Origin of the sequence: Pseudomonas tensinigenes, assembly GCF_014268445.2 — a bacterium.
Classification (GTDB): Bacteria; Pseudomonadota; Gammaproteobacteria; order Pseudomonadales; family Pseudomonadaceae; genus Aquipseudomonas; species Aquipseudomonas tensinigenes.
In genome coordinates this window covers 5,696,991-5,709,369 of record NZ_CP077089.1, presented here as the reverse complement: position 1 = coordinate 5,709,369, position 12,379 = coordinate 5,696,991, and the positions used below count along the sequence as shown (strand labels likewise).

Sequence of the window (12,379 nt, the reverse complement as noted above, 5' to 3'; positions counted from 1 at the left end):
GTGTCTCTGATCGCTTCTGACCACTTCCGCATCGTTGTCGGCCTCGGCAAGAGCGGCATGTCCCTGGTTCGCTTCCTGGCGAACCGGGGCACGTCGTTTGCCGTCGCCGATACGCGGGAAAATCCACCGGAACTGGCCACGCTCAAGCGTGACTATCCGCACGTGGAAGTGCGTTGTGGCGAGCTGGACGTCGAATTCCTCTGCCGTGCCGACGAGCTCTACGTGAGCCCCGGCCTGGCGCTGGCGACCCCGGCCCTGCAAGCCGCCGCGGCCCGTGGCGTGAAACTGTCCGGCGACATCGAGCTGTTCGCGCGTAACGCGCGGGCGCCGATCGTGGCCATCAGCGGTTCCAACGCGAAGAGCACCGTCACCACCCTGGTCGGCGAGATGGCGGCTGCGGCCGGCAAACGCGTCGCCGTCGGCGGCAACCTCGGCACCCCGGCGTTGGACCTGCTCAGCGACGACGTCGAGCTGTACGTGATGGAACTGTCGAGTTTCCAGCTGGAAACCACCGACCAGCTCAACGCTGAAGTGGCCACCGTGCTGAACATCAGCGAAGACCACATGGATCGCTACAGCGGTCTGCCGGCGTACCACTTGGCCAAGCACCGTATCTTCCGTGGCGCGAAGCAGTTTGTGGTCAACCGTCAGGATGCGCTGACCCGTCCGTTGATGGGCGAGGGCCAGCCGTGCTGGACCTTCGGTCTGAGCAAACCGGATTTCAAAGCCTTCGGTATCCGCGAAGAAGACGGCGAGAAGTATCTGGCCTTCGAATTCCAGAACCTGATGCCGGTGCGTGAACTGAAGATTCGCGGCGCCCATAACCAGTCCAACGCCCTCGCGGCATTGGCGCTTGGGCATGCCGTGGGCTTGCCGTTCGACGCCATGCTCTCGGCCTTGCGTACCTTCGCCGGCCTCGAACATCGCTGCCAGTGGGTGCGTGATCTCGATGGCGTGGCGTATTACAACGACTCCAAAGCGACCAACGTTGGCGCCGCATTGGCCGCCATCGAAGGCTTGGGCGCGGACATCGACGGCAAGGTCATCCTGATCGCCGGTGGCGATGGCAAGGGTGCCGAATTCAACGATCTGCGTGATCCGGTGGCGGCCAACTGCCGCGCCGTGATCCTGATGGGCCGTGACTCCGACAAGATCGGCGATGCCATCGGTGATGCCGTGCCGTTGATTCGCGCGACCTCACTGGTCGACGCCGTTGCGCAATGCCGCGCCGCCGCCCAGCCGGGTGATGTGGTGCTGCTGTCGCCGGCCTGCGCCAGTTTCGACATGTTCAAGAATTACGAAGACCGTGGTCACCAGTTCGTCCGCGCTGTGGAGGATCTGGCATGAGTCTGTTCAATATCATCAAGCCGTACCCGTCGCCGATCATCACCGGACGCGGCATCGATCTCGATTTTCCGATGCTCGCCGGTTGCCTGGCGCTGCTCGGTCTCGGCCTGATCATGATTGCCTCGGCGTCCACCGAAGTGGCAGCCGCGCAGTCGGGCAGTCCGCTGTATTACATGATTCGCCACCTTATTTATGTGGTGCTCGGCCTGGGCGCGTGCATCGTCACCATGATGATCCCGATCGCCACCTGGCAACGCCTCGGCTGGCTGATGCTGATCGGTGCGTTTGGCTTGCTGGTGATGGTGATCATTCCTGGCATCGGACGAGAAGTGAACGGATCGATGCGCTGGATCGGTTTCAGCTTCTTCAACGTGCAGCCGTCGGAAATCGCCAAAGTATTCGTGGTGATCTACCTCGCCGGTTATCTGGTGCGCCGTCAAAAGGAAGTGCGCGAGAGCTGGATGGGCTTCTTCAAGCCGTTCATCGTGCTGCTGCCGATGGCGGGCCTGCTGCTGATGGAGCCGGACTTCGGTGCCACCGTAGTGATGATGGGGGCTGCGGCGGCGATGCTGTTCCTCGGCGGGGTCGGGTTGTTCCGCTTCTCGCTGATGGTGGTATTGGCGGTCGGGGCCGTGGTCTTGCTGATTCAGATGCAGCCGTATCGTATGGCGCGTCTGACCAACTTCGCCGACCCGTGGGCCGACCAGTTCGGTGCCGGCTATCAGTTGTCGCAAGCCTTGATCGCGTTTGGTCGCGGTGAATGGCTAGGCGTTGGTCTGGGCAACAGCGTGCAGAAGCAGTTCTACCTGCCGGAAGCGCACACCGACTTCGTGTTCTCGGTATTGGCTGAAGAACTCGGCGCGGTGGGTTCGCTGTGCACCGTCGCGCTGTTCGTGTTCGTGTGTATTCGCGGCATGTACATCGGCCTGTGGGCGGAGAAAGCCAAACAGTTCTTCGCCGCTTATGTGGCGTACGGTTTGTCGTTCCTGTGGATTGGTCAGTTCCTGATCAACATCGGGGTGAACGTCGGCTTGTTGCCAACCAAAGGTCTGACCTTGCCGTTCCTCAGTTACGGCGGCAGTTCGTTGGTGATCTGCTGCGCCTGTCTCGGATTGTTATTGAGGATCGAGTGGGAGAGTCGAACCCATCTGGGCAGTGAAGAGATGGAATTCCATGAGAGCGACTTCGCCGAGGAGCCGAATCATGGGCGCTAACGTATTGATCATGGCCGGCGGTACCGGCGGCCACGTGTTCCCGGCGCTGGCCTGTGCCCGCGAGTTTCAGGCGCGCGGCTACACCGTGCACTGGCTCGGCACGCCACGCGGGATCGAGAACGAACTGGTGCCGGCCGCAGGGCTGGAACTGCACCGCATCAACGCCACCGGCCTGCGCGGCAAGGGCAAGCTGTCGCTGCTCAAGGCGCCGTTCATGCTGCTGAAATCAGTGTGGCAGGCGCGCGCGATCATTCGTCGCTTGAAGCCAGTGTGTGTGGTCGGCTTCGGTGGTTATGTGACTGGCCCCGGTGGTCTTGCCGCGAAACTGGCCGGCGTGCCGGTGATCGTTCACGAGCAGAACGCCGTGGCCGGCACCGCCAATCGGTTGCTGGTGCCGTTCGCCGCCCGAGTGTGTGAAGCGTTCCCCGACACCTTTACTCTGTCGGACACCCGCCGTACCACCGGGAATCCGGTGCGCAGCGAGCTGTTCCTCGACACATCGCGACCTGCCCTGGCCGGTCGCAAAGCGCGTTTGCTGATCCTCGGCGGAAGCCTTGGCGCAGAACCGTTGAACAAGTTGCTGCCTGAAGCCCTGGCCCAAGTCGCTGCCGACTTGCGCCCGGAAGTGTTCCATCAGGCCGGCAAAAACCACGATGAAGTGACTGCAGAGCGCTACCGCGCCGCCGGCGTGGAAGCGCAGGTGCAGCCGTTCATCAAAGACATGGCCCAGGCCTATGGCTGGGCTGACCTGGTGGTGTGCCGCGCAGGCGCGTTGACCATCAGTGAGCTGGCTGCCGCCGGTCTGCCCTCGATGCTGGTGCCTTTGCCCCACGCGATCGACGATCACCAGACCCGCAACGCCGATTATTTGGCCCGCGAAGGCGCTGCCTTCCTGATGCCGCAAAGAACGACTGGTGCCGCGGACCTTGCCGCGCGCCTGACAGAGGTCTTGATGCAACCGCAACGACTCGAAGATATGGCCCAAGCGGCCCGCCGTCTGGCGAAACCCGATGCCACTCGTAGTGTGGTCGATACCTGTCTGGAGGTGGCCCATGGTTGAGAATCAGAAAGCCATGCCGCAACCGGAAATGCGCCGCATCCGTCGCATCCACTTCGTCGGTATCGGCGGCGTGGGCATGTGCGGGATTGCCGAAGTGTTGTTGAACCTGGGCTACCAAGTGTCCGGTTCCGACCTGAAAGCGTCGCCGGTGACCGAGCGTCTGGAATCGTTCGGCGCGCAGATCTTCATCGGCCACCGTGCCGAGAACGCCGCTGCCGCCGATGTGCTGGTGGTGTCGAGCGCTGTGAACACCTCCAACCCGGAAGTCGCGACTGCGCTTGAGCGTCGTATCCCGGTGGTGCCGCGCGCAGAAATGCTTGCCGAACTGATGCGCTATCGCCACGGCATCGCCGTCGCCGGTACGCACGGCAAAACCACCACCACCAGCCTGATCGCTTCGGTGTTCGCCGCTGGTGGTCTGGACCCGACGTTCGTGATTGGTGGTCGTCTGAATGCAGCGGGCACCAATGCCCAGCTCGGCACCAGCCGTTACCTGATCGCCGAAGCCGATGAAAGCGATGCGAGTTTCCTGCACCTGCAACCGCTGGTGGCCGTGGTCACCAACATCGACGCCGACCACATGGCGACCTACGACGGTGACTTCAACAAGCTGAAGAAAACCTTCGTCGAGTTCCTGCACAACCTGCCGTTCTACGGTTTGGCAGTGATGTGCCTGGACGATCCTGTAGTGCGCGAAATCCTGCCGCTGGTGAAACGTCCGACCGTGACCTACGGCTTCAGCGAAGACGCTGACGTCCGCGCGATCAATATTCGCCAGCAAGGCATGCAGACCTTCTTCACCGTGTTGCGTCCGGATCGTGAGCCGCTGGATGTTTCCGTGAACATGCCGGGCAACCACAACGTGCTCAATTCGCTGGCGACCATTTGCATCGCCACCGACGAAGGCGTCAGCGATGAAGCCATCGTCCAGGGCCTCTCTGGCTTCCAGGGTGTCGGTCGACGCTTCCAGGTCTATGGCGAACTGCCGGTCGACGGCGGCAACGTGATGCTGGTCGACGACTACGGTCACCACCCGACCGAAGTCGCTGCAGTGATCAAAGCCGTGCGCGGTGGCTGGCCGGAGCGCCGTCTGGTGATGGTCTACCAGCCGCACCGCTACAGCCGCACCCGCGATCTGTACGACGACTTCGTCAATGTATTGGCCGACGCCAACGTGCTGCTGCTGATGGAAGTCTATCCGGCCGGCGAAGAGCCGATCCCGGGCGCCGACAGCCGCAAGCTGTGCAACAGCATCCGTCAGCGCGGTCAGCTCGACCCGATCTACATCGAGCGTGGCGTCGATCTGGCGCCGCTGGTCAAGCCGCTGCTGCGTGCCGGCGACATCCTGCTGTGCCAGGGCGCTGGTGATATCGGCGGTCTCGCGCCGAAGCTGTTGAAAAGTGAATTGTTCGCTGGCGCCGTGGCGGCGTCGGTCGAGGGGAAGTTGAAATGACTGCTGCCTACGCCAACCTGTTCTCCACCATCGCGCCGAAAGACTTCGGCCGCGTCGCCGTGCTCTTCGGTGGCCTGAGTGCCGAGCGTGAGGTTTCGCTGAAATCCGGTAACGCCGTGCTCGACGCGCTGCAAAGCGCTGGCGTGGACGCGTTCGGCATCGACGTTGGCGACGACATTCTGCAACGTCTGCTCAGCGAAAAGATCGACCGCGCCTTCATCATTCTTCACGGCCGTGGCGGTGAAGACGGCTCCATGCAGGGCCTGCTCGAAGTGGCGGGCATTCCGTACACCGGCAGTGGCATTCTGGCCTCGGCATTGGCCATGGACAAACTGCGCACCAAGCAGGTCTGGCACAGCCTCGGGATTCCGACGCCGCGTCACGCCGTGCTGTGCAGCGAAGCCGATTGTATTTCGGCGGCGACGGAACTGGGCTTCCCTTTGATCGTCAAACCGGCGCATGAAGGTTCAAGTATCGGGATGGCCAAAGTGAGTTCTGCGTCCGAGTTGATCGACGCATGGAAAGCGGCCAGTACCTACGATTCGCAAGTCTTGGTTGAGCAATGGATTCAAGGTCCGGAGTTCACCATCGCCACCCTGCGTGACCAGGTGTTGCCTCCTATCGCCCTGGGTACACCGCACACGTTCTACGACTACGACGCCAAGTACATCGCCAACGATACCCAGTACCGCATTCCGTGCGGGCTGGATGCCGCCAAGGAACAGGAACTCATGGATCTCACGGCCAAGGCCTGTGAGGCGCTGGGTATTGCCGGTTGGGGCAGGGCGGACGTGATGCAGGACGCCGACGGGCAGTTCTGGTTTCTGGAAGTGAACACCGCTCCGGGCATGACCGATCACAGTCTGGTACCGATGGCCGCGCGTGCGGCCGGTCTGGATTTCCAGCAACTGGTTCTGGCCATTCTGGCCGCCAGTGTTGAAGACGCTCGAGGTTAAGACGATGCAAGGCGCTCAGCTCCGACATCAGCCTCCCGCACCCGGCCGCAAGCCGGTGCCACGGGGTGCCAGCCGAATGGTGGCGAAAGAGCCGATGTCCGCGCGCCTGCCGAAAGCCAATTTCAGCTTTCTGAAAAGTCTGTTCTGGCCGGTGCTGTTGGTGGTGCTGGGCTTTGGTACTTACGAAGGCGCAACGCGTTTGCTGCCGTACGCTGACCGGCCGATCACCAAGATCGCCGTGCAGGGCGACCTCAGCTACATCAGCCAGCAAGCGGTGCAGCAGCGGATCGCCCCGTATGTGGCGTCGAGCTTCTTCACCATCGACCTGGCCGGCATGCGCACCGAGCTTGAGCAGATGCCGTGGATCGCCCACGCCGAAGTCCGTCGCGTGTGGCCGGACCAGGTGGTGATCCGCCTCGAAGAGCAACTGCCAGTGGCGCGTTGGGGCGACGAGTCGTTACTGAACAACCAGGGCCAGGCGTTTACGCCAAAGGAGCTGGCGAACTACGAACATTTGCCACAGCTGTTCGGCCCACAACGGGCTCAGCAGCAAGTGATGCAGCAGTATCAGGTGCTGAGCCAGATGCTGCGGCCGTTGGGCTTCTCGATCGCACGCCTGGAACTGCGTGAACGCGGGAGTTGGTTCCTGACCACCGGTGCCGGCAGTTCTGGCCCCGGCATCGAGTTGCTGCTGGGACGCGGCAACCTGGTGGAAAAGATGCGCCGTTTTATCGCCATCTATGACAAGACGCTTAAAGACCAGATTACGAACATTGCGCGCATCGATCTGCGCTACGCCAACGGCCTCGCTGTTGGCTGGCGGGAACCAGTAGCGCCGACGACAGCCCAACCCGCTGTCGCAAAGAATTAAGAAGAGGCAGGACCCATGGCAAACGTGCAAAGCGGCAAAATGATCGTCGGTCTCGATATCGGCACCTCCAAGGTGGTGGCGCTGGTCGGCGAGGTCTCCGACGACGGCTCGCTGGAAATCGTCGGGATCGGTACCCATCCGTCCCGTGGCCTGAAGAAGGGCGTGGTGGTCAACATCGAGTCCACCGTGCAATCGATCCAGCGCGCGATCGAAGAAGCCCAACTGATGGCGGGCTGCCGCATTCACTCGGCGTTCGTCGGCGTGGCGGGCAATCACATCCGCAGCCTGAACTCCCACGGCATCGTCGCGATCCGTGATCGCGAAGTCAGCTCGGCTGACCTTGAACGCGTCCTCGACGCTGCTCAGGCCGTGGCGATCCCGGCTGACCAGCGCGTGCTGCACACCCTGCCGCAGGATTACGTGATCGATAACCAGGAAGGCGTGCGCGAGCCACTGGGCATGTCCGGCGTACGCCTGGAAGCCAAGGTTCACGTGGTCACCTGCGCCGTCAACGCCGCCCAGAACATTGAAAAATGCGTGCGTCGCTGCGGTCTGGAAATCGACGACATCATTCTCGAGCAACTGGCCTCGGCCTACTCGGTACTGACCGATGACGAGAAAGAACTGGGCGTGTGCCTGGTCGACATCGGCGGCGGCACCACCGACATCGCGATCTTCACCGAAGGCGCTATCCGTCATACCGCGGTGATCCCGATTGCCGGTGATCAGGTGACCAACGACATCGCCATGGCGTTGCGCACCCCGACCCAGTACGCCGAAGAGATCAAGATCCGTTACGCCTGCGCCCTGGCGAAACTGGCCGGTGCCGGTGAAACCATCAAGGTGCCGAGCGTCGGCGACCGTCCACCGCGCGAACTGTCGCGTCAGGCCCTGGCCGAAGTGGTCGAGCCGCGTTACGACGAACTGTTCACGCTGATTCAGGCCGAACTGCGTCGCAGCGGCTACGAAGACCTGATCCCGGCTGGCATCGTCCTCACCGGCGGTACCTCGAAGATGGAAGGCGCCACTGAACTGGCCGAAGAAATCTTCCACATGCCGGTACGCCTCGGTGTGCCGCATGGCGTGAAAGGTCTGGATGACGTGGTGCGCAACCCGATTTATTCCACTGGCGTGGGTTTGTTGATGTACGGCCTGCAAAAGCAGTCCGACGGGGTTTCGTTCTCCGGCATCGGCAGCCGCGACAGCTACAGCAACGAAGAGCCACAGGCGCCGTTGCTGGACCGATTGAAGAAGTGGGTTCAAGGCAACTTTTAAAAGCAGCTGGAAGCGACAAGCTTCGAGCGGCAAGCAGTAGCAGTAGATGCACCGCAACAAAAATGCAGTAGGCGAAAAAACTAGAGAATGTAAGGAGAGGGAAAATGTTCGAACTCGTAGACAACATCCCCGCAAGCCCGGTAATCAAAGTTATCGGTGTTGGCGGTGGCGGCGGCAACGCTGTCAATCACATGGTCAAGAGCAACATCGAAGGCGTTGAATTCATCTGCGCCAACACTGATGCTCAAGCGCTGAAAAACATCGGCGCGCGTACCATTCTGCAACTGGGCACCGGCGTGACCAAAGGTCTGGGCGCTGGCGCCAACCCTGAAGTAGGTCGTCAGGCCGCTCTCGAAGACCGTGAGCGCATTGCCGAAGTCCTGCAGGGCACCAACATGGTGTTCATCACCACTGGCATGGGCGGCGGTACCGGTACCGGTGCTGCGCCGATCATCGCCGAAGTGGCCAAGGAAATGGGCATTCTGACCGTTGCGGTAGTAACGCGTCCGTTCCCGTTCGAAGGCCGCAAGCGTATGCAGATCGCCGACGAAGGCATCCGCATGCTCTCGGAAAGCGTCGACTCGTTGATCACCATTCCCAACGAGAAGCTGCTGACCATCCTCGGTAAAGACGCAAGCCTCTTGTCGGCTTTCGCCAAGGCCGACGATGTACTGGCCGGTGCCGTTCGCGGTATCTCCGACATCATCAAGCGTCCGGGCATGATCAACGTCGACTTCGCCGACGTACGTACCGTGATGAGCGAAATGGGCATGGCGATGATGGGCACTGGCTGCGCCAGCGGTCCGAACCGTGCACGTGAAGCCACTGAAGCGGCGATCCGCAACCCGTTGCTGGAAGACGTGAACCTGCAAGGCGCACGCGGCATCCTGGTGAACATCACCGCCGGTCCTGACCTGTCTCTGGGTGAGTACTCCGACGTGGGTAGCATCATCGAAGCCTTCGCTTCCGAGCACGCGATGGTCAAGGTCGGTACCGTTATCGATCCGGACATGCGCGACGAGCTGCACGTGACTGTGGTTGCCACTGGTCTGGGCGCGAAAATCGAGAAGCCTGTGAAGGTCATCGACAACACCGTTCACACCTCCATGGCTTCCGCCCAGGTGCAACAACCGGCTGCGGCCCGTCAGGAAGCGCCAGCGGTCAACTACCGTGATCTGGACCGTCCGACCGTCATGCGCAACCAGGCTCAGGCCGGTGCTGCGGCTGCCGCGAAGATGAATCCGCAAGATGATCTGGACTACCTGGACATCCCGGCTTTCCTGCGTCGTCAGGCCGATTGATGGAATGTATCAGGGCTATGAAGGTGATTGGTGTTCAGCAAAGGCATGGTCTGCTATCATCGCCAGCCTTTGTTGATACCAGTTCGCAATTTGCGCTGAAGCGGCCCAAGCCATGATTAAACAACGCACACTGAAAAATATTATCCGTGCCACAGGTGTAGGCCTGCACTCCGGTGAGAAGGTCTATCTGACCCTCAAGCCTGCGCCTGTCGACACTGGCATTGTGTTTTGTCGCGCTGACCTCGACCCTGTGGTGCAGATTCCTGCCCGCGCGGAAAACGTCGGTGAAACCACTATGTCGACGACGCTGATTAACGGCGACGTGAAAGTGGACACGGTAGAGCACTTGCTCTCGGCCATGGCTGGCCTGGGCATCGATAACGCCTACGTCGAGCTCTCCGCGTCCGAAGTCCCGATCATGGATGGCAGCGCTGGACCCTTCGTATTCCTGATTCAATCGGCAGGCCTGGAAGAACAGGACGCCGCCAAGAAATTCATCCGCATCCTGCGTGAAGTGACAGTGGAAGACGGCGACAAGCGCGCCACTTTCGTCCCTTTCGAAGGGTTCAAGGTGAGCTTCGAGATCGATTTCGATCACCCGGTATTCCGGGACCGCACCCAAAGTGCAAGCGTGGATTTTTCCAGCACTTCGTTCGTAAAAGAAGTCAGCCGCGCCCGTACCTTTGGTTTCATGAGTGATATCGAGTACCTGCGCAAGCACAACCTCGCACTCGGCGGCAGCGTTGAAAACGCAATCGTGGTCGATGCCGATGGCGTGTTGAACGAAGACGGCCTTCGCTATGAAGACGAATTCGTGAAGCACAAGATCCTCGATGCCATTGGCGACCTGTACCTGCTGGGTAACAGCCTGATTGGTGAGTTCAAAGGCTTCAAGTCCGGTCATGCACTGAACAACCAGCTGCTGCGCAAGTTGATTGAGCAGACAGACGCTTGGGAAGTGGTGACGTTCGAAGACGCCAGTACTGCACCGATCTCTTACATGCGCCCGGTTGCGGCAGTGTAAGTAAAAAACCTCTCTAGTTTTTTGAAGGCCATCCTCGGATGGCCTTTTTTTATGCCTGCAATTTTTCTAGTGGCTGATCCGGCCTCTTCGCGAGCAGGCTCGCTCCCACAGGGGAATGCATTTCAAATGTGGGAGCGAGCCTGCTCGCGAAGGCGTCGGTGCGATCGCCCCAGAACATTCAGGCAGCCACCACCACCCGATTGCGCCCACCTTCCTTGGCCTGATACAACGCCTTGTCCGCCGCAAACAGCAACTGCTCCAGCGTCATCTCGCTCGCCGCCGTCCATGTGGCGATGCCAATACTCACGGTCATCGGCCGCCCGGCCCCGTCGACCAACGGCAACTGTTCCACAGCCTGACGAATATGCTCGGCAATCTGCTGCGCGCCACTGCCGTGAGTCTCGGCAAGAATCACCGAAAACTCCTCTCCTCCATAACGCGCCACCAGATCCGCCGGTCGCCGCACATTTTCAGTAATGACCTTGGCCAGCGTCTTCAACGCCTGATCCCCGGCCTGATGCCCATGGCGGTCATTGAACGCCTTGAAGTGATCGGCATCGATCATCATCACCGACATCGGTTTACCCGAGCGCTGGGCGCGGAACCACTCATGACGCAACGCCTGATCGAGCATCCGCCGATTGGCCACACCGGTCAGCGCGTCGGTGGCGGCCAGTTGTGCCAGTTCGCGCTCGGCCCGTTGGCGCAAGCGCAACTCTCGAGCCAATAGCCAGGTCAGCCACAGCAACCCCACGCACAACACCCCCGTGGCGCCGCTGATCAACAGGGCGGTACGACGCCAAGTGCCGAATACCTCGTCGCTGGACAGCGCGACCATCACGATCAACGGCAGATTGCCGACCCGCGAATAGGTATACAGGCGCTGTTGATGGTCGATGCTCGAAACACTGTTGAAACTGCCATTGCCACTCTTGTCGAGCAGAATCCGTATCACGTTGGGTCGGTTGCCGAAGCTTTTGCCGATGGAGTCGCTTTGCAAATAGGGCTTTTGCGCCAGCAGGACGCCGTCGTTATCGATGATGTTCAACGTGCTGTCTTTGCCGATGTCGAGGCTGTTGAACAACTGGTCGAAGTAGTCGAGCTTCATCGACGCCACGGCCACACCGGCGAACTCACCGGTGTCCGAGGAAATCCGTCGGCTGAAGCTGATTCGCCACTGGTTGGCTTCGTCGCAGTCGCAACGGGTCTTGAACGGGCGGCTGATAAACATGCCGACATCGCGGTTGAACGCGTGGGCGAGGAAGTAATCGCGGTCGGCAAAATTTCCCGGTTTCGGCTCGACCCGCGAGGAGTCGGCGATCACGTCGCCGTGTTTGTCGAGCAACAGGATGTCGCCCTTGAAGCGTGCCGTGGTCGAGCGGTCGAACAGCGCCAGATGGCGGATCTGCGGCGAGACATTTTGCAGGTCATCACGCTGGGCGGCGGCGATCAGGCCTTGCAGGGTCAAGTCGTACAACTCGACGGTGCGCAGCACATCAGCATCGATCAGTTGCGCGATGGTGGTAGCGCTGCGGGTGGCTGATTCCTGAGCATTGGCGTGCTCGCGGATCAGCAGGAACGTGACGATGCACAGAATCGCGATCACGGTCAGCAAACTGCCGCAGATCAGCAGCAGCTCGGGGCGTCCGGTCTTGCCCGAAACGGGTGGGGTACGGCTCGCGATCATGATTTGGCTGTCGGTTGGGGGGAGTCTTATAAGCGTAGTTGCACAAACACCACAGCCGAAGCCAGAAACCATTCCTAATGTGGGAGCGAGCCTGCTCCGGGCGGCGTTCCGACGAAGGCGGTCTACCATTCAACGTAGATGTCGAATGGTAGACCGCCTTCGCGAGCAGGCTCGCTCCCACAGGGTGCATC

The 12,379-nt window shown here is 60.9% G+C and carries 10 protein-coding genes; 9 read left to right on the top strand and 1 reads right to left on the bottom strand.

From position 1 onward, the window contains the following. The 9 genes from murD to lpxC all read left to right on the top strand — a co-directional run bounded on the left by murD (position 1) and on the right by lpxC (position 10,501). Complete coding sequence (murD, locus tag HU718_RS25250) at positions 1-1,347, top strand: UDP-N-acetylmuramoyl-L-alanine--D-glutamate ligase (protein ID WP_134177976.1); 1,347 nt, start codon at positions 1-3, stop codon at positions 1,345-1,347. Further along, the gene (gene ftsW, locus HU718_RS25245) at positions 1,344-2,561 is read left to right on the top strand and encodes a putative lipid II flippase FtsW (RefSeq protein ID WP_016987575.1); all 1,218 of its coding nucleotides are present in this window, start codon (positions 1,344-1,346) and stop codon (positions 2,559-2,561) included. Before murD ends, ftsW begins: the two co-directional genes overlap by 4 nt. Next, entirely contained in the window at positions 2,551-3,621 is a 1,071-nt protein-coding gene (gene murG / locus HU718_RS25240; protein ID WP_007916994.1) for an undecaprenyldiphospho-muramoylpentapeptide beta-N-acetylglucosaminyltransferase, read from the top strand. Before ftsW ends, murG begins: the two co-directional genes overlap by 11 nt. After that, positions 3,614-5,074, top strand: a complete 1,461-nt coding sequence (gene murC, locus HU718_RS25235; protein ID WP_150707686.1) for a UDP-N-acetylmuramate--L-alanine ligase — start codon at positions 3,614-3,616, stop codon at positions 5,072-5,074. Before murG ends, murC begins: the two co-directional genes overlap by 8 nt. Then, positions 5,071-6,030, top strand: a complete 960-nt coding sequence (locus HU718_RS25230; protein ID WP_095123205.1) for a D-alanine--D-alanine ligase — start codon at positions 5,071-5,073, stop codon at positions 6,028-6,030. Before murC ends, HU718_RS25230 begins: the two co-directional genes overlap by 4 nt. Before the next feature lie 4 nt (positions 6,031-6,034). Next, entirely contained in the window at positions 6,035-6,901 is an 867-nt protein-coding gene (locus HU718_RS25225) for a cell division protein FtsQ/DivIB (protein WP_007916989.1), read from the top strand. Between the two features lie 15 nt (positions 6,902-6,916). Then, entirely contained in the window at positions 6,917-8,176 is a 1,260-nt protein-coding gene (gene ftsA, locus HU718_RS25220) for a cell division protein FtsA (protein WP_007916987.1), read from the top strand. Between the two features lie 104 nt (positions 8,177-8,280). Continuing rightward, the gene (ftsZ, locus tag HU718_RS25215; RefSeq protein ID WP_007916986.1) at positions 8,281-9,477 is read left to right on the top strand and encodes a cell division protein FtsZ; all 1,197 of its coding nucleotides are present in this window, start codon (positions 8,281-8,283) and stop codon (positions 9,475-9,477) included. Between the two features lie 112 nt (positions 9,478-9,589). Further along, positions 9,590-10,501 (top strand): UDP-3-O-acyl-N-acetylglucosamine deacetylase, encoded by a 912-nt coding sequence (lpxC, locus tag HU718_RS25210; protein ID WP_007916984.1) that lies wholly within the window; start codon positions 9,590-9,592, stop codon positions 10,499-10,501. A gap of 178 nt (positions 10,502-10,679) precedes the next feature. On the opposite strand, the gene HU718_RS25205 is transcribed toward lpxC, so the two are convergent. Further along, positions 10,680-12,188, bottom strand: coding sequence for a sensor domain-containing diguanylate cyclase (locus HU718_RS25205; RefSeq protein ID WP_186616626.1), 1,509 nt, complete (start codon positions 12,186-12,188; stop codon positions 10,680-10,682). Positions 12,189-12,379: the final 191 nt, after the last annotated feature.